Genomic DNA, 26947 nt, shown 5'->3' on the forward strand with positions numbered 1-26947 from the left:
TACTTCCTGATATATAGTGGTTTAATGTGCGCGCGAAATTACGGAATTATGAGGAGATTTCGTCTAAAATATCGATAATCAACTTACAGCCCTTAATAATTTCATCATTCGTGATCGTTAAAGGTGGTGTTATACGAATCGCTTTCGGCTCAAAAAGTAACCAAAAAAGAATTAAACCTCTGTTTTGTGCCTTTAAAATGACTTCGTTTGCAATTTCTGCAGAAGGCGTTAGAGCGGCCAACATTAATCCACGTCCTCTGATTTCTGAAATTAATGGATGTACCAAATGTTTTCTAAATAGCTGTTCTTTTTCAAGAGCTTGAGGCATTAAATCACTCTCTACAATTTCTTTGACGGTTGCTAAAGCAGCGGCAGCAATAACCGGATGGCCACCAAAGGTCGTTATATGTCCTAATTTGGGACGGTTCTGTAAGGTATGCATCATTGCCTTTGATGCTGAAAAGGCACCAATGGGCATACCGCCGCCGAGTCCTTTTCCTGTAACCAAAATATCAGGAATGCAATTGTAATGCTCAAAGCCAAATAATTTTCCGGTACGCCCTATACCTGGTTGGATTTCGTCTAATATTAATAAGGCGCCAACTTCATCGCAACGTGTTCTGACTTTGGTCAAATAATTGTCGTATGGTTCCACAAATCCAGCACCACCTTGAATAGTTTCAAGAATAACGGCAGCAGTTTTTGGTGTGATTTTATTTAAATCCTCTTTATTATTAAAGGTAATAAAATCGACATCTGGAATGAGAGGTCTGAAGGCCTGTTTGCGCTCTTCATAACCCATCACGCTCATGGATCCCATCGTGTTACCATGGTACGCATGATGCGCAGAGATAATTTGGCTTCTGCCAGTTGCGCGACGGGCCAGTTTTAAAGCGCCTTCAATAGCTTCGGTTCCTGAGTTGACGAGGTACGTACATTCTAAAGATTCTGGTAAGTGTTGCGCTAGTAGTTTGGCCAGTTGAACTGCAGGTTCTTGAATATACTCGCCGTAAACCATAACGTGCAAGTATTTATCTAACTGATCCTTTATAGCGTTGACCACTTTTGGATGACGGTGTCCCAAACTACAAGCCGAAACACCAGCAACAAAATCAAGATAGGCTTTGTTATTAGTGTCATAAACATAACAGCCTTCAGCATGGGAAATTTCCATAGCTAGAGGATGTGGTGTAGTTTGTGCTTGGTACTTTAAAAAATCACTAGTCATTTTAATTATCCTTTTTTTTCGGTTTTTGCAAGGTGTTTACTTTAGAGGAATCTGCTTTTTTAAGCGCTTCCTTCGGAATAGTACGCGATGCCTTTTGTTCCTCGTCTTTTTTCGTGTCCTTTGAACTGGCATCTTCCACGCGTTTCATTAAAGCGGCATCGAAGAAGTCTTCTTGAGGTACATAATCGTCTAGACCTTTGATTTTGGGTAAAACTAAAGGTGGGTCATCTTTAAATAAATCATCAACACTTTTGGGGCGTTCCTCTTCACGCCAATCGAAGCCTCTTAATTTTCTGGCGTTTTCGGGGAATTTGGATTCAGGCCATATATCGCCATCTACTTGGTCAATTAAGGTGATAATTTTATAATCGTCCTCAATTTTAAGATTGATTTTTCCGGATTTTGATTTGTTGATCCCAATTAATTCCTGATTATCATCTCTGGAATAATTGATAACTTCGGCATTTTTGATAATATCGACATTATAAAGATCATTGTCCTTGAAAAGGCCAACAAGTCGTAGACCCTTAATTTGATTAAAGCCTTTACCGATGGTGTCCTGACTAATCAAAAAGGCATTGTCATAAACCACAAGGGAGTCTAATTGTTCTGTTTTAGGGTTTGATATAAGGTGAATGGTGTCGCCTGTCATCTGATTGCCCAAATTCCAAAGAATGGGTCGGCGTCTTACGGTAAACGCATCGGTAGTGGAGAAGCGTGCCAAATTAATGAGTTGTGTCAATCCTGATTTGTGATCGGCATGGATAGAATCTGCTTTTCCGCTCAAATCACTTTTAAATATTTTTGCATTGTAATAAGCTCTTGTGATACGATGTTCAGGTTTTCCTGTCACCATTAAGGTATCACTGTGCATGTAAATGGAATCTTTTTCCTGAACGGTAATGGCCAGCGCACGTTTGGTTATGAATACGGAATCCTTGGCGCGCCAAATTTCTGCATAATGGCCGCGGGCGATACTGTTGTTAATGGTGTCGGTAACGATGATATTGTTGGTCGCCGAAGCGAAACTTTTTTTTCTATCAAAATACATGCTATCGCCTTCAAAAACGCGATTCTCATAATTGATCTTTGAGTTTTTGACGAAGTATCCCGTGTCGTTATTGGTGTTGTAAAAACCACGTTCGGCATAAATAGTATTGTTTTCGCCAACAATGGTGGAAGGTCCGAAAAGATACGCATGACCTGTTTGCGTGTAGAAATCGAGGTGTTCTGTGTTTAAGGTGTATTCTGGATTGACCAAAACCACATTTTTAACAAATTGGTACTTTTTACTGTTCATATAGTAGCGACCAATTTGGCTCGTGATGGTTCCTGAGGAATCTCTCACCACCTTTCCTTTGCTTTGGTAAAATGCTTGCTGTTTTATACGATCAAAATAGAGAGTGTCCGTGGTTAAAACCGATTTTGGTTCGGTCAATACCACATCGCCACTTGCAAATGCCAATTGGGTCTTACCACTATATTCCACATATTTTGCATTCATATTAATGGTGTCGCCCTGCTTCATGATCACATTACTATAGGCCTCAATAAAGTCTTCCTTTTCGTAATATACAGCTTGGTCACACCATAAATTGATGCCTTCGTGAGTAAAATGAACTTGTTGGGTATTGTCTCTTGTGAATACAGAAACGCCAGGTCCTCTTAGGCTGTCAGAATCGACAAAACCTGAATATTCTACACGGATTTTCTTGAGTTTTTGAGTCTGAGAGACAGCAGAAAAACTTAAGCTTATAAATAATACCGTGAAAATATATAATGCTTTCAATGTGCGAGAAATGATTTTTAAGGTAACTCTTTAAATTAAGCGTTATTTTGTGTTAACATCAATTTAGGTGTCTCGGTAATATGTTATAATGATGAGCTTTTGGGCACGAGTGCCACTAATTACATTAATGACGGTAATACTTATGCACTATCATAAATTACATTATTGATACTACTTAAAAGATGAACCTGCCTTTCGATAGGCAGGTTCGTGTTTCAACTATTTATCTTATAATCGTCTGCTTTCTATCTGGGCCGACAGACACAATCGTAATTGGAATTTCGAGTTCCTTTTCCAAAAACTCTATATAATCTACCAAAGCCTTCGGCATGTTGGCAGCATCAGTCATTTCAGTTAAATCTTCGTTCCATCCTTCAAACTCAGTATAGATAGGCGTAACGTTTTCTGGTTCGATATTGTATGGGAAGTGGTGTATTTCTTTGCCTTTATAATTGTAAGACGTGCATACTTTTAAGGTTTCGAATCCTGAAAGGACGTCACCTTTCATCATGATTAATTTGGTCACCCCATTCACTTGACAAGCATAACGTAAGGCTACCAAATCTAACCATCCACAACGACGTGAACGTCCAGTTGTAGCGCCAAACTCATTACCTACACGGCCCATGGTTTCTCCCGCTTCATCAAACAATTCGGTAGGGAAAGGGCCAGAACCAACTCTTGTGGTATAGGCTTTGAAAATCCCAAAAACCTCGCCAATTTCGTTAGGTGGAATACCCAATCCAGTACAAGCACCAGCAGCAGTTGTATTTGAAGAAGTTACAAAAGGGTAAGTTCCAAAATCAATGTCCAATAAAGAACCTTGAGCACCTTCAGCTAAAATAGACTTTCCTTCTTTTTGAGCTTGGTGTAAATATTCTTCAGAATCAATGAAAGTCAATGTTTTTAACACTTCAATTGATTTGAAAAACTCAGTTTCAAGTTCTTTTAAATTATACTGTACATCTACATTGTAAAAAGCAATCATGGCTTCATGTTTATCGGCCAATGCACGGTATTTGTCTTTAAAATCGTCCATCTCAAGATCGCCGACTCTAATTCCGTTTCTACCAGTTTTGTCCATATAAGTTGGGCCAATACCTTTAAGCGTAGAACCGATTTTCGCTTTTCCTTTAGAAGCTTCGCTGGCCGCATCAAGTAAACGGTGTGTTGGTAAAATGATGTGTGCCTTACGAGAAATCAACAAAGACTTTTTATAGTCCACATGTTGCTCTTCTAGTTTGTCCAACTCTTTGTTGAAAATAACAGGGTCAATTACAACACCGTTACCAACTAAATTAACAGTGTCTTCATGAAAAATTCCTGAAGGAATAGTATGTAATACGTGTTTTTTGCCGTTGAAAACCAAAGTGTGTCCAGCATTGGGCCCACCTTGAAAGCGTGCAATAATATTGTAATTGGAGGTCAGCACATCGACAATTTTTCCTTTGCCTTCGTCGCCCCATTGTAATCCTAGTAGTAAATCTACTGCCATTTTAAGATTCTTTAGGTTGTTCGTTTTTTGTTCCGTAAAAGTATAATGAGTGGTTGGAGATGGTAATGTTAAAGACTTCTTCAATCGTTTTTTTGATTGTTTGGATCCTTGGATCGCAAAATTCGAAGACCTCTCCAGTATCTGTTAAAATAACGTGATCATGTTGTTTGTCAAAATATGACTTTTCATAATGTGCCTGATTTTGACCAAACTGATGTTTGCGTACCAAAGAGCATTCCAATAACAATTCAATGGTATTGTAAAGCGTAGCACGACTGACGCGATAGTTTTTGTTTTTCATTTTAATGTAGAGTGATTCTATATCAAAATGTTCTTCACTATCATAAATTTCTTGCAGTATGGCATAGCGCTCGGGTGTTTTTCTGTGCCCTTTGCTTTCCAAAAATGTGGTAAACACATTTTTTACGATTTCCTGATTAGTATGTTCTGTTTTTACACTCATAATTGATCCCGAAAGTTCGGGGCAAATTTACACTTTTTAAACTCGGGTAACCTTATCAATTCCATTAATTTTTTTTAGATTTTCCATGAGCTTTTTAAGCATGGTGCTATTGTTAACAATAACATTGATTTTACCTGAAAACACACCATCATCAGTTTGAAAGCTAATACTTTTCATGTTGACATGCATGTTCCTGGAAATAACTTTGGTAATATTATTTACCAATCCCATATTGTCAATGCCACTCAAGGTGATCTGTGCGGCAAATTCTTGCTGGGAAGAATCAATCCATTTGGCCTGTAAAATTCTGTAGGCATAGTTAGATTGAAGGCTCAGTGCGTTTGGACAATTTTTCTTATGAATTTTTATACCTTCATTGATGGTCAAAAATCCAAAAACTTCATCGCCAGGAATTGGATTACAGCAGGCAGATAGTTTATAATCCAACTTTTCTTCCTCCTTGCCAAATACCAACATGTCGTATTTGGCGGTAATTTCGTCGTTATCAATGTTTTGGACTACCGTTGGTTTACGGATCTTACTTTTAATGAACGTCATAAAAGCATTGCTCCTCGATGACGCGTAATCTTTGAGCATGGTATTGTCAATCGAGCCAATCCCCACTCTATAAAACAGATCCAAACTCGTTTTTAGTTTGAAAAACACCACCATTTCATTGATGGATTTTTCGTCTAAATTGATCTTAAGTTGCTTTAATTTTCGTCTTAAAAGTTCTTTGCCATCCACCGCAACTTCTTTCTTTTCATCTTTTAAAGAAGATTTGATTTTGCTTCTTGCTCTTGCCGTAGTCGCATAGTCCAACCAGTTGCTGTTAGGTTTTATGTTTTCAGAGGTTAATATTTCCACTTGATCGCCACTTTGGAGCTCATGGCTGAGAGGCACCAGTTTACCATTCACTTTTGCGCCTCTGGTCTTCATGCCGATTTCGGTATGGATACTAAAGGCAAAATCGAGTGGGGTAGCACCTTTTGGCAATGATTTTAAATCGCCTTTAGGTGAAAACACGTAAATTTCTTTAGAATACAAATTCAATTTGAATTGCTCCACAAAATCGACGGCATTGGTTTCGTTGCTTTCAAGGGCTTCTTGGAGTTTGTCAATCCAAGTGTCCAAGGCATCTTCCGCATTGCCTTCTTTATATTTGTAGTGCGCAGCGTATCCTTTTTCGGCAATCTCATTCATGCGTTCACTGCGGATCTGCACTTCTACCCAGCGTCCTTTTGGTCCCATAACCGTTATGTGTAAAGCTTCATAGCCGGTTGATTTAGGCGAGGAAATCCAGTCACGTAAGCGAATAGGATTGGGAATAAAATGATCGGTTACAATGGAATAGATTTTCCAGGCCAAGAACTTTTCATTCGCAAAATCAGATTTATAAATGATTCTTACCGCAAACTTATCATAAACCTCGTCAAAGGAAACGCCTTGTTTGAGCATTTTTCTTCGGATGGAATAGATGGATTTCGGTCGTCCTTTAATCGTATAACTTAAACCTTCTTTGTCCAAAGAGTCAACGATGACTTTTGAAAACGCTTTAATATAGGCATCTTGTTCCTCCTTGCTTTCCTTTATCTTATTGTGAATTTCATTATAGACTTCAGGTTCTGTATATTTTAAGCCTAAATCTTCAAGGTCGCTTTTAATATTATAAAGTCCAATCCTATGTGCCAAAGGCGCGTAAATGTACAAGGTCTCTGAAGCTATTTTCTCCTGCTTGTCCGTACGCATGGAATCCATGGTTTGCATATTGTGGAGACGGTCTGCAATTTTGATGATAATCACACGTACATCATCATTAAGCGTCAACAGCATCTTTCTAAAGTTTTCTGCTTGGGATGATACGTCGGTTTCTTTGCTCAGCGATGCAATCTTGGTCAATCCGTCCACAATTCGCGTTACGGTTTTTCCAAATTTCTGTTCGATGATTTCAAGGGTGTAATCAGGATTGTCTTCTACAACGTCATGCAATAATGCTGCAGCAATACATGTTGCGTCGAGCCCAATTTCTTGAGCAACAATTTTAGCCACCGCAATAGGGTGAAATATATAAGCTTCTCCTGATTTTCGGCGTTGATTTTTATGCGCATCAACGGCCACATCAAAGGCTTGTCTTATGAGTTTTTTATCAGCAACAGTAAGGGTCTGGTAACTTACTTTAAGCAGTTCTTTATAGGCTTTTGCAATGGCAGCATTTTCCTTTTCTATATCAACTTCGGTCATAAACTAAATGTAATACAAAGAAAGGAAATGAGCAACGATTTTTTCGGGGAAATTGTTTGAATGCTGCTCAAATAGGTTGAAATTGATGATTGGGGATTTTTTAATATTGTTGGTTTTGCGACGCGTTAGTTTGAGCATTTGTATCCGTTTTAAAATTATAAATGATTTGCGACCAATAACATTCATGTTGGTAATTACTTGCTTGTGCTGTCTGGTGGAAATGATTGCAATGTTTCAATGGTTATGAGATTTATTAAAAGTCTATAATGCAGGTGACTAAAGTGTGTTGTTAAATTTTTTATCTACTTTTTTAAGATGATGTTCATGTTCGTTTTGTCACAGTCAGGATAATTCGCTATTAGAAACATTGCTACTGCTAATATTAATAGGCTTAAGAAATAAACTAGTTTTTGCGTTTTTATAGAATTATAGGTGTTGTTGATTCAATTTACTAAAATTTGATGTTATATCTTTTTTTTGAGCTGGATTTTATATATCAGCTTTGGTTTGTCATGCCACAAGCCGAGATAAATAAGGATTGATTTTTAAAGTGAGCACAGGACAAGCTATAGTTTATGATTATATTTGCAAACCATTAAATAACCTCATTTTTCAGAATAATTATGTCCCAAGCGCTTTTTAATCCTTTTCAAGATTTAATTTTTGACGAACACTTTTGCTTCCTTTCAGGAGATTTGACCGATGATAAGATGACAGTTTTTCCTGAGTGGCTGATGGATCATTTTAAATTTGGTGATGAACGCGTGGAGATGATGGATAAAGGCAAGTCTTATCATTATGAAGATCTGAAATTGCCGTGTTCTCCCCATGTAAAAAAGGCTTTTGATGAATTGGATCTAAAAGTTCAAGAGGCCTATAAAAAGGGTTTTGAAGGTATGGCCTCTCTTGATCAAGAGTTGCTTTTTCAATGGACTGGCAGAATGGTTTATGGTTTGTTGTACTATGAAATGGTTTATGAAAGAGACCGATTGCTCAAGCAAGGTGAAGAATTTGCACTTTCATTCACCCTTAAGCAGCGCTTTAGTCACTTCCATTTAATGTTGCAATCCATAATAGAACCGATTTCTTTTATTGGAAAAAAACCATGGAGTATTGTGGTGTTTCCTCTTAAATATTCTGCGGATATTTTTAGCTATCGTGACGATGCGATTAATTTAATGTTCTCATTTGGAGTCAATGGCTTTGGATTTGTTGCGTGCTTACAAAATGATGGGGTCATTGCCGAGAAACACAAGGAACTCCTTGATAAAATTGAAGGTCATGTGTTGCATCCCGTACAGTTCGAAGAATTATATGCGAGGTTTCATTATTCAGATTATATTCTGCAATACACACCGCAATACAAAATTGAAAACCTAGACCATGGAATTACTATAGAAGTTGACACCAATGGAAAACCACCAGTTTTTGGTTTATGGGATCAGGATGTATTTGCCCAATTGCTCTCCAACTATTGGCAGGTTTATGGGATTGAAAGGGATGATATTTTAATGCCTCAAAAGCCACCACTGAGCTTTCTCGAAAATCCTTATACCAAGGATTTTGTAAATCCGGAATCCATTGCCTTGCCGTTTTAAGGTTTAGATAGTGAAAAACTTAGGAGGAATTTGATTGCTTTTTTAATTAAGCAAGCAATTGAATGAACTAACATTTGGTAACTGTTGGTGTAAAACACCAACAGTGGCAAAGATAGAATGCAAAACTATTTGTAAACGGTTGGCAGAAAATACCAATAAAGGCAAAGCGATCCAATCTTCCACAGAAGACAATTCAAAAAAACTTATTGTAGTTTTCTTGGAGGATGATGTCTTGGAATTGGAACCCGAGTCCATTTCTCAGATTTTTTTGGTTTTTCAACTTCCTTAACCTTTGTTGCAGGCGCGTTTAGTTTGTTTCGGTTCTGTCTTTTTTGGTAGGCAATAAAAGGTTTGGAAGTGACCTTATTGTCATATTTTAAATGGTGAATAAATATAGCAAAAGGAGTGGTCGGTTTCCACTCGTTCTCCGCCAACGCAACTCGCAAAAGAGTTAAGTCCGGGTTTTTGTCTTCTGGCTGCGGTTTTAATCGATTGAGATTATCGATGTATTTCCGGTAATATTTTGAGAATAAAACAAATTTAAGATCGAAGTTGTTGAGTTTGTTGTAAAATGCTGCAATTTCAACATGAGTTATCTTTTCTTGATCTCGGCTACTTTCAAGCTTATCTCTAAATTCTGAAATTATAGTATGAAATCTCATGTCATTTTTATAAAAAAGTAGTGTTCCAAAAGAAAGCGTATTTCATGTGAAAAAATCTGTCACATTGGTCGCATGTCGTTGAATGTAAAAATAGTTAATCCTTTAAAATATTCCGTTTTTCAACTTGAAAATAGTTTGGAAGTCCAACTTAATGCTACTTCCTTAAATTCCTAACCCGCTCCAAAAGCGTTGGATGTGAGTAATGCACCCAAACATAAGCAGGATGTGGTGTTAAATTGCTCAAACTGTTTTTTGAAAGTTTTTTTAACGAACTGACTAAAGGTTCAGCTTTATAAGTGTTTTTCGCATAATCATCGGCTTGATATTCAAATTTGCGTGAGAAATGATTCATGACAAATCCAGTCAGTTCTGAAATAGGCGAGTAGAGCAATCCAAAAGCGATTAAGCCCACATGAAAACTAGGGATATTCACACTGAGTGCGTTGGTTAATAACGGATTTGAAATGAAAATGGACAAGATAAAAAGCGTTAATCCTGTTAATAATAAGGAGGCAATCAGATTAAAAATAATATGCTTCTTTTTGTAGTGTCCGACCTCATGAGCCAATACAGCGACAATTTCCTCGTTATCCAAATCACTGACCAAAGTATCATAAAGGGTTACGCGTTTCTCTCTTCCAAATCCTGAGAAATAAGCATTAGCTTTGGTGCTACGTTTGGAACCATCGATCACAAATATTTTATCAAGATTAAATCCAACGGAATTGGCGTAATCTGAAATTTGATCCCTTAATTGGCCAGCTTCCAATGGTGTTTGTTTATTGAATAAAGGAACAATGAGTCGCGCATAAAACATATTGGTGAAAATGCTAAACACGGCAACCAATGCCCAAGCATACAACCAAAAGTAAGTTCCTGTTACCTGATAAAACCACACTATCAATGCTAAAAGTCCACCGCCAACAACTGCCATCATGAGTAAACCTTTGAGTTTGTCCAAAATAAAGGTGGTTCTGGTGGTTTTATTAAATCCGAAACGCTCCTCGATCACAAAGGTTTGGTAATAGGAAAAAGGGGTGCTGAGAATATCACTTCCCAACATGATTATTCCAAAAAAGATGAGCGCGATGATGATGGGATTGTCGCTATAACTTCGTGCGATGTTATCGACAAATTCAAAACCATTCAATCCTAAAAACACTAAGGTCAATACCAAAGAAAATGTTGTGGTGATCAAGCCAAATTTGTAGTTGGTAGTTTTATAACGTTGTGATTTCTGATATTCCTCTTGATCATAAACATCCTTTAGTTCCTCAGGAATAGGATCATTATAACGTTTAGCATTTAGAGCATCCAGTATTTTATCAACCAGAAAATCGATGATAATGATGGCAATTATGATGTAGAAAAGAGTAGTGGAATTCATGTTTTTTAGTCTTCAGTATGCAGTGTTCAGTCGGCAGTCAAGATATTGATAGTTTATCTTTTGCGTCTTAGCGCTTCTGCGAGTGAATATTATTTAAAGTTTCTCTGTCTTTTTGCTTCAAAAATAAGGATTCCCGCAGCCACAGATACATTCATACTATCAATTTCGCCTTGCATCGGAATGACGATATTTTGAGTGGATTGCTCCAGCCATTCAGCACTCAATCCCGTGGCTTCAGTACCCATTACGATCGCAGTAGCTTTGGTGAAATCTTGAGTAGTATAAAGTTCAGAAGTTTGTAAAGCAGCGCAATAGATAGCAATATTTTCTCCCTTCAAAAATGAAATAATTTCAGAAGTTGATCCTGTGGCAATCTGATTTGTAAAAATACAGCCCACACTACTTCGGATGATATTAGGATTGTATAAATCTGTTTTGGGGTTGGCAATGATTACCGCATCTACATTAGCGGCATCTGCTGTTCTCAAAATGGCACCAATGTTTCCGGGTTTTTCTGGAGCTTCGGCTACCAAAATCAAAGGATTTTCAGACTTAAACTTGATATTGTTTAAATCGTGAGATTTTGTTTTGGCTACAGCAATGATGCCTTCAGTAGTATCTCGGTGCGCCAATTTTTGATAGACGTCTTTGGAGATTTGGATGATTTTTGTTTGCGCAGATTTTAGGCTATTTACCTGTGCTTCTGAAAATATTTCAGGATAATACAAAATGGTTTCCAACTGATAGTTCCCTTTTAACGCTAATTCGATTTCGCGTGCCCCTTCAATTAAAAACAATCCTGATTTTTTGCGATCCCTTGATTTTTCCTTGAGCAGATAAAGCTCTTTAATGTAAGGGTTTTGAACGCTTGTTATTTCTTTATTCACAGATGAGTAGTATTTTGCTTCCGCAAATTTACTCAATATGAACTAAGAATTGTTGCATTATAGAGAAATTGACAAACGAGATCCATTAAAAACAATATTCCTTTTGAGAAGTTAATTTCACTCATTGGCACGAATAATTTAGCACAAATATTTTATATCACTATTGTCCGGAAAAGAATTAAGACCGCTCCGCTGATAGAACCAAGAACAAAGACTAAACACGTAATTAATTGAAAATATGGGCGGTGAAATTCATAAATAGAATGGATTATGATGTTTTACCAATAGTTTTCAAAAACCGAGAAATGAAGGATGTTCAGGATCAAAAACGTTGAAAGACCTTTGTAGATTACGATTCTTAGAAGATCAATGCAACTTTAATCGGACAACAACGATTTTATTTAATGAATAATCGACGAACTCGACCTTGTGACTGCCTAGCGCGGTGCGATAGGACGGACAAATTTATGCTTAAAACTTATTACCTTGGGATGAAGAAATTGATCATAGCCTTCGTAATTTGTTTTTATGTAATTTTAGAAAGAATTTGTCGTTGAACTTTAAACTTATCAAAACTGATTTCCGTTTTGAGGAAATCTAAACCAATCACTTATGAGAAAAATTATTTATTTATCACTAGCACTTGTCATTATGGCTTCTTGTAAAGACAAAAACGCTGAAACTCAAACAGAGACCGAACCTTATATTGAAGAAGAACTCGATGTCATTACAAGGGTCTATCCTGAAAATTTAACTGAAGTTTTTGATGCCCATGGTGGAATTGATGCTTGGAATGAAATGGAAACTTTAGAGTTTTCGGTTGAAAAACCTGGAGGTTATGAAATTACCACTACCGATTTAAAAGACCGCTACGCACTTATAGAAATGCCCAAAAACACCATTGGATTTGATGGGGAAGTTCTGTGGACGAAAAATAAGGATAACACTGTTTTTAAAGGTAACCCAGAATCTTACTATAATTTGATGTTCTATTTTTATGCGATGCCTTTTGTTTTAGCTGATGATGGAACGATGTACGCCGAAGCTGATTCTTTAACTTTTGATGGTAAAACTTATCCTGGGATTCAAATATCCTACGAAAATGGCGTTGGCGTTTCTTCCAATGATGAATATATTTTATATTATGATGCCGATTCCCATCAGATGACTTGGTTGGCCTATAAAGGTGCGAATGCTGAAAATGAAAAAAGCAACGAATGGCATTTTATCAAATACAGCAATTGGCAAGAGGTTGAAGGCATGTTGTTGCCAGAAACTATGGTTTGGTACAATGTTGAAAACAATAGACCAACGACTCCAAATCATGAGGTTAAATTTGTTAGCCCCATGTTGACCACGGTTAAGATGGATATTAGAATTTATGGCAGACCTGAAGGTGGTGAGTTAATTCAGTAGTTATATAACGGGGAGTACAAAGTATTAAGTATAAAGATTCAATTTGTGAGAAATGGAAAGTAATCTTTTAATTCCTTTAGGTGAAAATCCAAACAAAAAAATCTGTCGCTCCCTAAATTAGGATTGACAGATTTTTTTAATTAGAAAAGTTTTATTTAGAGTTTTAACTTCAATTTCAACTTCGATTTGAATTTCTTCCTTCAGGCTTCGAGCTTCCAGCTTCCAGCCTCTAATTATTTTTGCGCTTTATACTTCTCATCATAACGATTCCAAAGCTCCGTTTGATTTGTTTCTAAACTCACTAAACGTCCGTCAATGAATGCGTGGGTAAGTTGATTGGTACGCATGTCTAAAGCATCGCCTTCACTGATAAATAATGTTGCGCTTTTACCTTCTTCCAAGGTGCCATAATCTTTGTCGATGCCTAAGATTTTTGCAGTATTGGACGTGATCAATTTTAGGGCTTCTTCTTTATCCAATCCATATACAACAGTTGTTCCTGCGTAAAATGGAAGATTTCTAGAGCTCATACGCTCCATGTCTCCGTTTGCGTTTAAAGCTACCAAAACACCTTTTTTAACTAATAATGACGCTAGTTTATAAGGCATATCATAGTCGTCATCTTCTTGATTTGGAAGCGAGTGAACACGCTGAACGATCACAGGAATGTTATGTTCTTTAAATAAATCGGCTACTTTATAAGATTCACTACCGCCAACAATGACCAAATGTTGAACCTTATTGTTTTTTGCAAAATAAATGGCATCAGTAATACCTTTTTCATCATTAACATTGATGTATAGTTTTTTAGAACCATCAAAAAGCCCTTGAGTAGCGCCATACGGTAAGTTAACCGTCGCTTTGTCTCCTGCAGCATACGCTTTGGTCTCATTGAAGAATGATGTCACTTCGGCCACTTGCTCGCTGTATTTATCGTTAATCTTTAATCCTGCATCTTCACCCAGCCACCATCTGCCACGACTAAAGCTACTTGGCCAGTTCATGTAAATGCCGTCATTCACTTTAACGGTAGCATCTTCCCAGTTCCATGCGTCAAATTGAACAACCGATGAGGTTCCTGAAATACGACCACCTTTTGGAACAATCTGTCCCAACAGAACACCATTTGGGCGCATAGATTCCACAAGTTTCGATTCCGCATTATAAGCAATAATACTTCTAATGTGGGGATTCATTTCTCCCATCTCGCTGTCATCTACGGAAGCTTTTATGGCATCTATTTCTGCCAAACCTAAAGTAGATGAAGGCACGATAAAACCTGGATAGACGTGTTTGCCTTTGGCATTTATAACTTCCATTCCAGAAAGATCCATCTGAGATCCACTGGACACAGTAGTCAATTTACCATCCTTAAAAATGATCAGACTATTTTCGACAACCTTGCCATTACCTAAATGGGCGGTTGCACCAGTAATCGCAATCGGTTTGGATTGTTTTGACGCTGGTGTTTGTTGTGCAAACCCAAAGGTGGTACACAAAGCGATGATGAATATATATAGGTTGTTTTTCATATAAACTTATTTTCATTCCCTCGAAGGAGGGAATCTTATTATGATTTAGTTAAAGATTTGTTTTTTCTACCGTCTACCGACTGCCAATTGAAGACTGAAGACTGAAGACTGGAAACTACTCCGAGTCACAATGCATCAGTTCCTTTTCTGTCTTTTTGATAGGCTGTGTTTTCAAACCTTTATTTTTGGCCTGTAACATTTCATTGATCAATTGGCTTTTTTCCTGTTTGACTTTCTCTCTGATCATTTCATCACGTTTTAAATCAAAAAAGGTAACACCTTCAATAATGGTTTTTTCGGCTTTAGCATAAATAGAAAGTGGATGGTCTGTCCACAACACCACATCGGCATCCTTGCCAACTTTAATGCTGCCCACACGATCATCAATATGTAATAATTTTGCAGGATTCAACGTCACAAATTTCCAAGCTTCCTCTTCACTAACACCACCATATTTAACCGTTTTACCAGCTTCCTGATTTAATCGGCGGCTCATTTCAGCATCATCACTATTAATGGCAACTGTGATGCCTACATTGTGCATTATGGCAGCATTATAAGGGATGGCATCGTTAACTTCAAATTTGTAACCCCACCAATCGGCGAAAGTTGAACCTCCGATGCCCCGTTCATGCATTTTATCAGCTACTTTATAGCCTTCCAAAATGTGGGTAAACGTATTGATTTTAAAGTTAAACTGATCAGCCACCTTCATTAGCATATTAATTTCACTTTGTACATAAGAATGACAGCTGATATAGCGTTTACCTTCTAGAATTTCGACAAGGGTCTCCATTTCGATATCCTTGCGGTATGGCTTGCCACTTTTTTTATCAAGTTGATACGCTTTCGCTCTCGTGAAATAATCAATATAAACCTGCTCGACGCCCATTCTCGTTTGTGGGAATCTGCCACCAGACCAGTTGGATTGTTTTACGTTTTCACCTAAGGCAAATTTGATGGTCTTTGGGCTGTGCTCAAAAATCAAATCTTTTGCAGCATATCCCCATTTTGGTTTAATAATGGCCGAGCGACCTCCAATTGGGTTTGCAGATCCGTGTAAAATTTGAATCGTCGTGACACCACCTGCTAAATTTCTGTAAAGATTAATATCGGTATCGTCCAATACATCTTCAAGGGTCACTTCTGCGGAAGAGTTATGTCCGCCTTCGTTGACTGAAGCTGCGGCAATATGGGAATGCTCATCGATAATACCTGCAGTTAAGTGCTTGTCAGTAGCATCTATGACTTGAGCGCCACTTTCCGATAGATTTTTACCGATTTTTGCGATTTTTCCGTTTTTGATAAGTACATCTGTGTTTGGCAAGATGCCATCTTTTTCACTCGTCCAAACGGTCGCATTTTTAAATAGTAACGTTTCAGCTTTTGGCAAGGTTTCAAAACCATAACCATTGTTAGGAAAGGTGATTGGCGAAACTAAAGCATTGGCATCTGTTTTGTCCGCATCAGCATCGTCTTTCTTCTCAGCTGTGCCATCTTTTTTGGCATCGGTTTGTTTCGCAAAAAAGCTCATCTCTGTTCCATTGGGCATAAATGCTTTTCCGGTCAGATTTTTATTGGCATCGACGTTGGCGATAATTCTGATAAATTCTTGTTTTGTACTATCTTGAGTTGTAAAAGCAATATTTGCCCAATCGTCTGCATAAGATATTTTTGTGCCTCGTTTTTTGTTGTTGGAAGTGATATCTGATTTCAGTTTGTTTAATTCTCCCGAAAGGGTCATTTCATAAGCTTCACCAGCAAGAGAAAACTCATATTTCCCAGTAATGTCAACAATGTTTCTGTTTTCAATGGTGTTTTTTTGACCTTGAACCCAGTTTTCAAAAAGGGTGGTTTTCTTGTCAAAAATATCTCCAGAAGTAATTAAGAAGTTCGCGTAATTACCATTTTTTAAAGTTCCAATTTTATCAGATTTTCCTAAAAGCTGCGCTGGAATAGTTGTTAAAGCTTCCAATGCTTTTTCTTTGGAAAGTCCTGCGTCAATCGCTTTCATTAAGTTAGCTTTAAAATCCTTTGGCGATTTTAAACTGTAAGTAGTTAATGCAAAGGTCACATTATTATCGGCCAATAATTTTGGATTGGTCGGTTTTTGGTTCCATGCTCTCATATCGTGCACTGAAAGTGTAGAGGCTAAAAATGCATTTTCTACATCATAGGCATCAGGGAAGTTGATTGGGATAATCATCGGGGCATTCATGGCTTTAATTTCCGCCATACGCTCATATTCATCGCCACCACCTAAAATAACATATTGGATATTGAAAAGATCGCCCACTTTATCAGCACGCAAAACATTAGCTCTACTGCCTGCTTCGAAAATTTGAACCAAAGATTTGTTGTTGTTCAAGGCTTCAATAGAAAGGTCTTTTGTTTTTGAATTGCCCTTGGCATACCAATCGGCATCATAATAAAATTGTCGCAATAAAGCCATGCTTCCCATGATTGAGGATGGATAGGCTTGATTGGAAGTAACGCTTTTAGTGAAAGAAAGGTATTGTGCAGATTTGCTGTCCAAAACCCGCATACCATTGTCGTCAAAAGAGTTCAGAGCCACTAAAGTTCCTGTTCCGCGTACAATTCCATCTTGGATATGGGTGTTGACAACACCAAAACCAGCTTTGATCAAATCTTCCGCTTTTTTTGAATCATACTTGAATTGGTCAAAGGCGTTGTTTTCTGGCATGACGTGGTCATTCCAGTAAAATCCTGATCGCGAGGCGTCATATTGAGAACTTCTTCCAGCGCCAGCTTGACGTTTTGGTTTTTCAATTCCAAAATCAGAATACATATCAATAAAAGACGGGTAGATGCTTTTTCCTGAAGCATCAATTTGCGTCGCATTTTTAGGAATGGTTACCGAGGTTCCTGTTGCGACTACTTTGCCATCCTTAATAAGCAAAGTTCCTTTCTCAATGACTTGAGTGGGCGTTACATAAATTTTGGCATTTGTAATTGCCGTGTAATTGGTGTTTTTAGCTGTAACACCATCGTTTTTAGGGAAATAGTCTTGTGCAAGCATCGAAAAACTGCACATAAACGTCATGAGCGTCAAAAATGATTTAATCATACTGTTGTAGTTAGTTAGAAAAATGAGTTCTAAAGATAAAAAATATGGACTATGGAGTAGTGTATTAAGAAATTTTTAACGTTTCATAAGGGATGCGTTTCAAAATAGTTGACTAAAAGAGCCACCACATAACTGTAGCTCTCAATACCGCCTTTTTGGTTATTGGCTTTTAAGAAACCGCTATAGGTATTTTTGAAGAATACCTCAGAAATGTTTTCGTAGGATTTCCAGAACAATCGGGATTCTTCATAGTTTTTTAGAATTCCAATATTCACTTTCATTAAGAGTTCTTCATATTTCACGGGATCTCTGAGATAGATGTCATTTAAACAATGACGCAAAGCGAATGAATATCCAGAGTAATTAAAATAAATATTCTCATGTTTCATGGTGGCCAAAGCACCAATAAAATTGGCCTCATTCTCGGCTGCATAGCCCAATTGATGCGCAATTTCATGACTTGCGGTGGTCGGATATTTGTAGGTTGGAATAAGTCCGTCAATTTGTGCCTCATTAGTAAATGGGTTCAAATAGCCACTAAAACCCATATAAGTTAAGGGTAAACTATAAATGGAGCGCTTTAAGCTACTTGGCCAATAGGCAAGGTGCGGAAATTCCTTGGAGAGTTGCTCATATCCTTTGGGTGTGAGTTTAAGGAGTTCTTTTTTGGTATAAGGCATCACAACTTTAGTCGTGTCGTTTTTTTCGATGATGCCATGAATGACGTTGGTTTGAAGAATCAGCTCTTCAGTAAATTTCACCAATTGCGCGGTTGAATAATCGTTTTCTATCTTTAATGAGGCATGTAATGGCAATCGGTAATAATTGAATGCCCAAAGAATATGAAATGCAAAATAGGCTATGGAAACTGCCGATAGAATATCTAAAATATAATTTTTGGTGTCTTTTCTCAGGCGTTTCCTGTTCATGAAAATCCATCTGATGATATAGATGCCTGCAAGGGTATATAGAATATCTCCCACCGAGAAGGGAATCCATCCAAAGACAAAATGCATCACTTTGGAAATCCATTTGTAAATGCCGTTGCTATAATAGGTCTCAACTAATCCAGGAAAATTTGCCAATACTTTTATGAGCAATATTTGAAGTATCAGAGAAAGGGCAATAATAAGTTTTGTGTGTTTGCGCATGCCTCAAAAATAGAAAATTGTTTTATAAAACATCCATGAATCCCTACCTTTGTAGAACAACATAATTCAGACTTATGAAATGAGCATGACCAAAATTCGTCCACATACATGAATGGAAAATTGCGAAATACATATGACCATTAAAAAAATAATAAACATCTACATATGAATACAGAAATAAGACAACTAGAGCCAAAAGTGCTTTGGAATAAATTTGCCGATTTGAATGCCATACCGCGACCTTCAAAAAAAGAAGAACGTGTAATTGCTTTTATAAAGGATTTCGGTCAGAAATTAGGATTGGAAACTTTTGAAGATAAAGTAGGTAACGTAATTATCAAGAAGCCTGCAACTTCAGGGATGGAAGACCGTCAAATTGTGGTCATGCAATCGCATTTGGATATGGTCCACCAAAAAAATAACGATACGCAATTTGATTTTGATACCCAAGGGATTGATATGTATGTGGACGGCGACTGGGTAAAGGCAAAGGGTACAACGTTGGGTGCTGACAATGGTATCGGTGTTGCCACCATTATGGCCATTTTAGAAAGTACAGACATTCCACATCCTGCTATTGAAGCGTTATTTACGATTGATGAAGAAACTGGAATGACCGGTGCTAAAGGATTGGAAGGCGGTTTGTTGCAAGGCGATATTCTTTTGAATTTGGATACCGAAGAAGATGACGAAATTGGTGTTGGATGCGCTGGAGGTGTTGATGTGACTGCCACAAGAACGTATCAGGAAGAAGAAACACCTGAGTTTAAAACAGGTTATAAAATCACGGTAAAAGGCTTGCAAGGTGGTCACTCCGGAATGGATATCGATAAAGGATTTGGGAATGCTAACAAGTTGATGAACCGTTTGCTTTTTGATGGTTTTGAAAACTTCGGATTGCGTATTTCTGAAATTGATGGCGGCAGTTTGCGTAATGCCATTCCAAGGGAAAGCAACGCGATTGTAGCGATTGACACGATGAATGAAGCCGCTTTTCATACGGAAATGGAAGAGGTCATCGACGATATCAAAACCGAATATAAAACTTTGGAACCTAATTTGACGATTGATATCAGCAAAATAGAGACTCCAGAAAAGATGATGGATTTAGGAGTTCAAGAAGGTTTGACCAGAGCAATCTATGCAGCTTGTAATGGTGTTTACAGAATGAGTCTAGACATTGAAGGTTTGGTGGAAACCTCAAATAATATTGCAAGAGTTATTGTTAAGGATGGCAATATCACGATTGCTTGTTTGACGCGTTCATCTGTTGAAACTTCAAAATGGGACTTGGCGAATATGTTACGTGCTACGTTTGAACTAACGGGTTGTGAAGTGGAATTTGATGGTGATTACCCAGGATGGAAACCAAATATGGATTCTAAAATCTTAAAGGTATTGTCAGAATTATATGCCAAATTAAATGGTAAGGACGCTCATGTAGCCGCTTGTCATGCCGGTTTGGAGTGTGGTATTTTAGGACAGAATTATCCAGAGATGGACATGATCAGTTTTGGTCCAAATATCAAAGGAGCGCATTCTCCAGATGAACGTGCACAAATTTCATCAGTACAAAAATACTGGAAATTTGTATTGGAGATTTTGAAGAACATTCCAAAAAAGTAAGGGGATTGAAATTCCAATTTCTAAATTCCAAAATCCAAAATGGCATTGATAATTTAGTAAGATATTTTTTGGAAAAATAGATTCGGAATGAAAATTTGAGTTCTTATTATTAATAGAAATAGTTATAAAAAAAAGCAGCTTTAAGACTTCTCAAAGCTGCTTTTTTGTTTTCTTATTCCGCTATAATTATTGGAATTTATATTTTTGGAATTTCAAAGATTTACTTTTGTATTTCCACCATATCAATAATAAAAATCAAATCTGTATTTGGTGCAATCATGCGATTACCACGTTCTCCATAAGCCAAATGTGATGGTAAATAGAAGTATGATCTGTCCCCAACCTGCATTTGATTGACTGCTTCTTTAAAACCAGGAATCATTTGAGCCTCTGGGCTAATTGGCATTGGCATTGGGTTATACATTTGCGCCTCATCTTTCTGTGGATTGTACATGCCGTAATGCTCTTCAACAGTTTTTACGTTACTGTCAAAAAGACGTCCGTCTGTAAAATAGCCTTCGTAATTAAGCATTACTGTTTCGCCATTTTTTGGTTTTGCACCAGATCCTTTTGTGATGTTGTACATTTTTAAACCAGAAGCCAAGGTTTTTGATTTGCCTTCATAAGTATCTAATGCTGGCTTCATATCTGCAGCAGCTGCTGCGATTTTTTCTGCTTTCTCCTTTTCAGCTTCTTCTTGTTTGGCAAGACGTTCTTTTTCAACTTTTTCAGCATCTGCAAAATGGTTTTTGAAAATACTTGGAGCATCAAAGTTTTTAGCGTCTTTTCCTTTTCTGATGATATTGACTTCTTCCATAATAACTGGCTCTACTGGTTTGTCGCCTGGTTTTGTGGTTTCAAGGCCAGCTATCGTATGGAGTACATCTTCACCTAAGACGATGTATCCAAATACATTATAGGCACCATCTAAAAATGGCGTCGGAACTTCCGTAATATAAAACTGGCTTCCGTTGGTGTTTGGACCTGAATTGGCCATCGCTAAAGTTCCTACTTTGTCGTGTAGTAAATCTTCAGAAATTTCATTGTTAAATTTGTATCCTGGGCTTCCGCTTCCAGTGCCTGTTGGATCTCCACCCTGAATCATGAATTCATCAATAATTCTGTGAAAAGTTAAGCCATTGTAATATTTTTTACCAATGTGCATACTATCCACAAGCGTGTTTGTGCCTTCGGCTAGCGACACGAAATTCGCAACGGTAATAGGTGCTTTTTCATATTCCAGACGAAGTACCATCGTGCCTTTGTTGGTAATAATTTCAGCATACAATCCATCTTCTAAATCTGGATATTTGTCTTTGCAAGCCGTTGCAGTAACAAGGACCATTAGTAATACGAGGCCAAGAGCCTTTTTAATCATTCGCATAGTTTATTCGTTTTTGGTTTGAATTATTGAATTTACGGTCACTTCGCAAATTACTGGAGTGTTGGTGCCAATTTTGTTTTTGTCACCATAGTAACCATAAGCTTTTTGGGAAGGAAATAAAAAAGTAACGGTTTCACCCGGCTTCATTAGTTTTAAACCTTCTCTAAGTCCTGTAAAGATTTCTTGCTGATCCATGGCATAATCCCGTGGACGAATCTCTTCATCTGAATAAATATCATTGCCATTAAAATCTTTGACATCATAATCAAAGTTGACAATGTCGCCAAAGGAAGGCGTTATGGTGTCTTTTTCAACTTTCGTGTTATAATAGTACCAAAAGCCACTTTCTGAAGCAATATATTTTTTTGAGGTATCTTGTTTGATGATATTCTGAATCTGCGTAAACTCTTTTGCATTCAGCTTTTTGTTGCGTTCTGCTGATATTTTTATAAAGGATCCCGACTTTTGAGAAATTGGTTTTCTGGCTTCAGGAGACTTGCAACTGCTGAGGCCAACGGCTAATATTAAGATGAAAAGAAAGGCTCTTGTCATGGATTTAGGGTGTGTTTATAGCGTGGCAATATACTAATAAATTTTTCAACTGTATCATTTAAACTGAGGTCACTTTTACCACCAGCAGCGTTAGTATGGCCACCGCCTTCAAAGTTTTCACGGGAGAATTCGTTCACTGAAAAATCGCCTTCGCTTCGCAAAGATATTTTAATGATGCCTTCCTGTTTGTGTTCAATAAAAATAGCTGCAAAAATGACACCTTTGATAGAAAGTCCATAGTTTACAAAGCCTTCAGTATCTCCTTTTCTAAAGTTACCAGCATTCAGTTCTTCTTGCGATAGAGTAATATATGCTGTTTTATATTCTGGAAGCACCCTTAAATTATTAAGGGCAACTCCTAAAAGTTGTAAACGTTCATAACTATTGGTATCGTATATGGCGTTATAAATTTCAGAATGGTTAGCGCCTTTATCGATCAAATAGGCGGCTACCAAGTGCGTGGTGCTTGTTGACGACGGAAATCTAAAAGATCCAGTATCGGTTAAAATACCAGCGTAAAGGCATGTCGCCATGGCTCCATCGATAGCGTCAACATCGCCAAGCTTGCTTATAAAATGGTAGACCATTTCACAAGTAGAACTCATGCCGACATCACTATACATATATTTAGCATAGTGATCTGGTTGTTGATGATGGTCAATCATGATTTTGATCGCTTTTGAATTGGCCAAAGGCAATTCCATGTCGCCAGCGCGATGAAATGCGTTAAAATCTAAGGTAAAGATGATATCCGCTTTTTCGATCAGATTTTCTACATTGGATTTATCAGATTCGTAAATGATGACATCTTCATGGCCTGGTAGCCACTTCAGGAAATCAGGATAATCATTTGGGACAACAACGGTCGCTTGATGGTTATTCTTTATAAGATAGTGGCAAAGACCAAGGGTAGAGCCCATCGCGTCTCCATCAGGATTTTTGTGTGGGACAATGACGATGTGTTTTGTCGTCGCTAATAAGGCCTTAATTTCTTTAATATCTTGTTCTGTCATAGCCTGCGAAGATACAATTTTTTAATATCCATAATATGGTTTTTACTTATAAATGCCTTACTTTTGCACGAAATTTAAAAGCGCTTTGTAAAAGGCGAATCGCTGAAAGGGGATCAGTTTGGAGGGACCAAATAATGAAAATAATAGTAATCAGAATTAATTAAATTACAAATATGGCAACTAATAGAACGTTTACAATGCTTAAGCCAGATGCAGTCGAAAAAGGACATATTGGCGCAATATTAGAAAAAATCAATGCTTCAGGTTTTAGAATCGTAGCATTAAAATTAACACAAATGACTACTGCTGACGCACAGGCGTTTTATGCTGTTCATAGCGAAAGACCTTTTTACGGCGAGTTGGTGGAATTTATGACACGCGGACCAATTGTTGCTGCAATTTTAGAAAAAGAAAATGCGGTTGAAGATTTCAGAACTTTGATCGGTGCAACAAACCCTGCTGATGCAGCTGAAGGAACCATTCGTAAACTGTTCGCAGCTTCTGTTGGTGAAAACGCAGTTCACGGAAGTGACAGTGATGAAAATGCTGCTATTGAAAGCGCTTTTCATTTTGCTGGAAGAGATATGTTCTAATTAAGAGATTAGACAGCTTTGGCTTTAGACGTTAGAGACTAGACTAAAAGATAATAGAATACAGGCTTTTGTGTTTTATTTTGATCTAGGATTTAAATCTCAGCATGATAAATCAATACAATACCTATAAAAAAGCCTGGAATGATATAATTCCAGGCTTTTTTTGCTGGAGATCTCATTGAAACAAAAAGCCCTGCAACTAGTGTTGCAGGGCTTTATCATTAAAAAAGCTTATATATTAGATAACTTTTACGTTAACTGCGTTTAATCCTTTTTTCCCTTCTGTAAGATCGAATTCAACGTCATCGCCTTCACGAATCTCGTCAATTAAACCTGAAATGTGAACAAAATGTTCTTTGTTGTTTCCTTCTTCTACGATAAAACCGAAGCCTTTAGCATCGTTGAAAAATTTTACTGTTCCTTTACTCATTGTAATAAATATTAAATTAATTGTATATAATAAGTCAAAGATAGTTCCAAAAAGAATACAAATTACATTTTGGACAAAATTCTTTTGAATATTTTTTTCGCGTAAATTTTCTTTCATCATTTCAAATCAGCAGGTTGCACAGTTATATGGCTATTATAGCCATACCAATTCAATTCCTAATTCCGATTATTAACAATATAATTCAGTATTATTTCGTTTGAGAAAAAATCGGTCAAAAAAAAAGAGCGGTTATAACAGCTGCTCTCTATTAACCAGTAAGCTACATTGTTTTCCTAATAGAGCTGAGACTCCTGCCGCAATGCCGCCAATAAGACCTGTAATTAAAAGCAATATAAATGAACTCCCGTCCAAAGGCAACAACACCGCTATTTTTTGATAAAAAAACCGCTAAAAATGGAATCAAAAACACAGCAGTTCGGTCCAGGCTGCTCTCATTTAACGAAGTACCAGCTTTTTAATGACTTCTTTGCCAAGCGACTCGTTCAGCATGGCAATGATTTTCTCGGTGCCATAACTGAGTTCTTCCCGAAGAACGCTCGAGCTGAGCTGTACATAAAGTGTATCGCGTTCCAATTGGATGGCCGTTGTGTAATTGTTGACGCCGTTCCCCATCATTTGTGCCCATGCGTCTTGAACGTTTACTTTGTCCAAACCTGTTTGGAGCTTGTTGGAGTCCACAAATTCTTTAAGGAGATCACTGATGGAGAGGTTGTCTTTAGTACGTTTTGCCATTTTAGAAGTTGTTAATTGTTCTTTGGAACCAAGTTTTTTACAATTTTGGAGATTATTCGTTCACATTTATAGGCTCAAAGCGCTTGTAAAGATACTTTATGTGTTGATCATTGATGATTAAAAGTTGATCTTCCGTGGCGTTTAAAACCGTTTCTTTCCATTCAGAAAAAGGTGTGGAATAATAAATATGCAGACTGTCATTCTCTATTTTTAACTTTAGACTTTCAGCATCGTCAGAAGTTGTGTAAGTCCCATCGAAACCTGGTTTTAGTTTTTTTCGAAAGCCTGTTAAACTGTCGGAAATATTAAAATAATCGACCGTATCGTTATAGTTGTAATCGCGTTTGGAACCATCGGCTAAGGTCACTTCATCAATTTCCCAATAACCGTTCAAATGTTTGACAAATGAATTTGGATCATTCGAACAGTTCAGGAAAATTAAGCTAAAAACTAAAATTATATATTTTTTCATAAGATGTCAATCATTTAATTTTCAAAAATCAAGTACCAAACTTCAAAAGTACTTTCATTTTAAAGAGTCTCTGGGATTTGGAATTTTAAATTTGTAAGTTATTTCAATTTAAATATTTTATAAGATTGATGCACTTGTTTGATAATGTTTTCGGTGCGATCGGCGTGTGTATCACTAATAAAAAGCTGTCCAAAATTTTTGTTGTCGACCAGTTCTAAAATTTGCGCCACGCGATTTTCATCTAATTTATCAAAAATATCATCCAAAAGCAAAATCGGGGAGAAGCCACTTTTTTGTTTTATAAAATCAAATTGTGCCAATTTCAAGGCGATCAAAAACGATTTTTGTTGTCCTTGGCTACCAAATCTTTTAATCGGAAAACCATCAATCTCAAAATTCAAATCGTCTTTGTGAATGCCGACCGAGGTGTATTGTAGGGCCTTATCTTTATTGATGTTTTTTCTTAAAAGAACGTTTAAATCCTCTTCAAATAAATCGCTTTTATAACTCAAATGTACAGGCTCGTTGTTATTGCTTATCGCATTGTAGCGTGCTTTGAAAATCGGAATAAATGTTTCCAAAAACGCTTTTCTGATGGTAAATATTTCAGAGGCATAGCCATGCAATTGCTCGTTGTAAATTTCCAGGGTTTGCGCATTAAAGGTGTTGTTCAGTGCGAAATATTTTAATAAGGCATTGCGCTGTTGCAACACTTTATTGTAGTTGATAAGCTGGTTGAGGTAGTTTTTATCGCTTTGCGAAATGACACTATCAATAAATTTCCGTCTGGTCTCGCTGCCTTCAATAATTAAATCTCTATCGGCAGGAGAAATAATGACCGCTGGAATAAACCCAATATGGTCGCTCAATTTCTCATAAACTTTAGAATTTCGCTTAATTACTTTTTTTTGACCCTTTTTTAGTGAGACGACGATTTTTTCTTCACGATCGTCTTTTTCAAAAACACCTTCAATCACAAAAAAATCCTCGCCATGTCTGATGTTCTGAGAAGCTAATGGATTAAAATAACTTTTTCCGAAAGACAAGTGATAAATCGCATCCAAAACGTTGGTTTTTCCAATGCCATTGGCGCCTACAAAGCAATTGATCTTTTGATCAAAAGTGAAGTTTTGACTATCAAAATTCTTGTAATTTAGTAAAGAAAGTGAGTTTAAAATCATGTAAAA

At 37.2% G+C, this 26947-nt stretch carries 22 protein-coding genes; 4 read left to right on the forward strand and 18 right to left on the reverse strand.

What is annotated here, in order from left to right; all coding sequences use genetic code 11:
* Window positions 1–46: 46 nt before the first annotated feature.
* The 5 genes from ABIQ28_RS02895 to ABIQ28_RS02915 form a co-directional block, all read right to left on the reverse strand.
* Window positions 47–1228 (reverse strand): aspartate aminotransferase family protein, encoded by a 1182-nt coding sequence (locus tag ABIQ28_RS02895; RefSeq protein ID WP_348035247.1) that lies wholly within the window; start codon window positions 1226–1228, stop codon window positions 47–49.
* Window position 1229: 1 nt separating this feature from the next.
* Complete coding sequence (locus ABIQ28_RS02900; RefSeq protein ID WP_348035248.1) at window positions 1230–3017, reverse strand: OstA-like protein; 1788 nt, start codon at window positions 3015–3017, stop codon at window positions 1230–1232.
* A 223-nt stretch (window positions 3018–3240) separates the two neighbouring features.
* Complete coding sequence (locus ABIQ28_RS02905) at window positions 3241–4512, reverse strand: adenylosuccinate synthase (protein WP_348035249.1); 1272 nt, start codon at window positions 4510–4512, stop codon at window positions 3241–3243.
* A 1-nt stretch (window position 4513) separates the two neighbouring features.
* On the reverse strand, window positions 4514–4975 hold the full coding sequence (locus tag ABIQ28_RS02910; RefSeq protein WP_348035250.1) for a transcriptional repressor: 462 nt from the start codon (window positions 4973–4975) through the stop codon (window positions 4514–4516).
* Between the two features lie 36 nt (window positions 4976–5011).
* Entirely contained in the window at window positions 5012–7216 is a 2205-nt protein-coding gene (locus tag ABIQ28_RS02915; protein WP_348035251.1) for a RelA/SpoT family protein, read from the reverse strand.
* 623 nt (window positions 7217–7839) lie between these two features.
* Here ABIQ28_RS02915 and ABIQ28_RS02920 point away from each other — a divergent pair.
* Window positions 7840–8814: a hypothetical protein gene (locus ABIQ28_RS02920; RefSeq protein ID WP_348035252.1), complete on the forward strand. Its 975-nt coding sequence runs from the start codon at window positions 7840–7842 to the stop codon at window positions 8812–8814.
* 203 nt (window positions 8815–9017) lie between these two features.
* Here the strand turns inward: ABIQ28_RS02920 and ABIQ28_RS02925 are convergent, their stop codons facing one another.
* The 3 genes from ABIQ28_RS02925 to ABIQ28_RS02935 form a co-directional block, all read right to left on the reverse strand.
* Window positions 9018–9476 carry a hypothetical protein gene (locus tag ABIQ28_RS02925; RefSeq protein WP_348035253.1) on the reverse strand — a complete coding sequence of 153 codons (459 nt, stop codon included), beginning with the start codon at window positions 9474–9476 and terminating at the stop codon, window positions 9018–9020.
* A 154-nt stretch (window positions 9477–9630) separates the two neighbouring features.
* Window positions 9631–10863 carry a M48 family metallopeptidase gene (locus ABIQ28_RS02930; protein WP_348035254.1) on the reverse strand — a complete coding sequence of 411 codons (1233 nt, stop codon included), beginning with the start codon at window positions 10861–10863 and terminating at the stop codon, window positions 9631–9633.
* A gap of 89 nt (window positions 10864–10952) precedes the next feature.
* Complete coding sequence (locus ABIQ28_RS02935; protein WP_348035255.1) at window positions 10953–11750, reverse strand: RNA methyltransferase; 798 nt, start codon at window positions 11748–11750, stop codon at window positions 10953–10955.
* A 612-nt stretch (window positions 11751–12362) separates the two neighbouring features.
* On the opposite strand from ABIQ28_RS02935, the gene ABIQ28_RS02940 reads away from it, so the two are divergent.
* A complete protein-coding gene (locus ABIQ28_RS02940) occupies window positions 12363–13166 on the forward strand; it encodes a DUF6503 family protein (protein ID WP_348035256.1) in 804 nt (267 codons plus the stop codon).
* 233 nt (window positions 13167–13399) lie between these two features.
* Here the strand turns inward: ABIQ28_RS02940 and ABIQ28_RS02945 are convergent, their stop codons facing one another.
* From ABIQ28_RS02945 to ABIQ28_RS02955, 3 genes are all read right to left on the reverse strand, one after another.
* Window positions 13400–14698, reverse strand: coding sequence for an amidohydrolase family protein (locus tag ABIQ28_RS02945; RefSeq protein WP_348035257.1), 1299 nt, complete (start codon window positions 14696–14698; stop codon window positions 13400–13402).
* Between the two features lie 115 nt (window positions 14699–14813).
* Entirely contained in the window at window positions 14814–17786 is a 2973-nt protein-coding gene (locus ABIQ28_RS02950; protein ID WP_348035258.1) for an amidohydrolase family protein, read from the reverse strand.
* 83 nt (window positions 17787–17869) lie between these two features.
* Complete coding sequence (locus tag ABIQ28_RS02955) at window positions 17870–18937, reverse strand: DUF3810 domain-containing protein (RefSeq protein WP_348035259.1); 1068 nt, start codon at window positions 18935–18937, stop codon at window positions 17870–17872.
* Between the two features lie 165 nt (window positions 18938–19102).
* Here ABIQ28_RS02955 and ABIQ28_RS02960 point away from each other — a divergent pair, with 165 nt between their 5' ends.
* Window positions 19103–20563 (forward strand): aminoacyl-histidine dipeptidase, encoded by a 1461-nt coding sequence (locus tag ABIQ28_RS02960; RefSeq protein ID WP_348035260.1) that lies wholly within the window; start codon window positions 19103–19105, stop codon window positions 20561–20563.
* Between the two features lie 220 nt (window positions 20564–20783).
* Here the strand turns inward: ABIQ28_RS02960 and ABIQ28_RS02965 are convergent, their stop codons facing one another.
* Genes ABIQ28_RS02965 through ABIQ28_RS02975 form a run of 3 tightly spaced genes read right to left on the reverse strand, consistent with a single transcriptional unit; the run spans window position 20784 to window position 23512 of the window.
* Window positions 20784–21941 (reverse strand): peptidylprolyl isomerase, encoded by a 1158-nt coding sequence (locus tag ABIQ28_RS02965; RefSeq protein ID WP_348035261.1) that lies wholly within the window; start codon window positions 21939–21941, stop codon window positions 20784–20786.
* A 9-nt stretch (window positions 21942–21950) separates the two neighbouring features.
* The gene (gldI, locus tag ABIQ28_RS02970; protein ID WP_348035262.1) at window positions 21951–22499 is read right to left on the reverse strand and encodes a gliding motility-associated peptidyl-prolyl isomerase GldI; all 549 of its coding nucleotides are present in this window, start codon (window positions 22497–22499) and stop codon (window positions 21951–21953) included.
* Window positions 22496–23512 carry a bifunctional oligoribonuclease/PAP phosphatase NrnA gene (locus ABIQ28_RS02975; protein WP_348035263.1) on the reverse strand — a complete coding sequence of 339 codons (1017 nt, stop codon included), beginning with the start codon at window positions 23510–23512 and terminating at the stop codon, window positions 22496–22498. The genes gldI and ABIQ28_RS02975 overlap by 4 nt, the downstream gene beginning before the upstream one ends.
* A 173-nt stretch (window positions 23513–23685) precedes the next feature.
* Between ABIQ28_RS02975 and ABIQ28_RS02980 the strand changes: the two genes are divergently transcribed.
* On the forward strand, window positions 23686–24105 hold the full coding sequence (locus ABIQ28_RS02980) for a nucleoside-diphosphate kinase (protein ID WP_348035264.1): 420 nt from the start codon (window positions 23686–23688) through the stop codon (window positions 24103–24105).
* Window positions 24106–24343: 238 nt separating this feature from the next.
* Here ABIQ28_RS02980 and ABIQ28_RS02985 read toward each other — a convergent pair whose 3' ends face one another.
* The 4 genes from ABIQ28_RS02985 to ABIQ28_RS03000 all read right to left on the reverse strand — a co-directional run bounded on the left by ABIQ28_RS02985 (window position 24344) and on the right by ABIQ28_RS03000 (window position 26941).
* Complete coding sequence (locus ABIQ28_RS02985) at window positions 24344–24535, reverse strand: cold shock domain-containing protein (protein ID WP_348035265.1); 192 nt, start codon at window positions 24533–24535, stop codon at window positions 24344–24346.
* A 456-nt stretch (window positions 24536–24991) separates the two neighbouring features.
* Entirely contained in the window at window positions 24992–25288 is a 297-nt protein-coding gene (locus tag ABIQ28_RS02990) for a DUF721 domain-containing protein (RefSeq protein WP_348035266.1), read from the reverse strand.
* A gap of 52 nt (window positions 25289–25340) precedes the next feature.
* Complete coding sequence (locus ABIQ28_RS02995) at window positions 25341–25760, reverse strand: lipocalin family protein (protein WP_348035267.1); 420 nt, start codon at window positions 25758–25760, stop codon at window positions 25341–25343.
* Window positions 25761–25858: 98 nt separating this feature from the next.
* Window positions 25859–26941 carry a DNA replication/repair protein RecF gene (locus tag ABIQ28_RS03000; protein WP_348035268.1) on the reverse strand — a complete coding sequence of 361 codons (1083 nt, stop codon included), beginning with the start codon at window positions 26939–26941 and terminating at the stop codon, window positions 25859–25861.
* Window positions 26942–26947: the final 6 nt, after the last annotated feature.

Origin of the sequence: Gelidibacter sp., from assembly GCF_039916245.1 — a bacterium.
Classification (GTDB): Bacteria; Bacteroidota; Bacteroidia; order Flavobacteriales; family Flavobacteriaceae; genus Gelidibacter.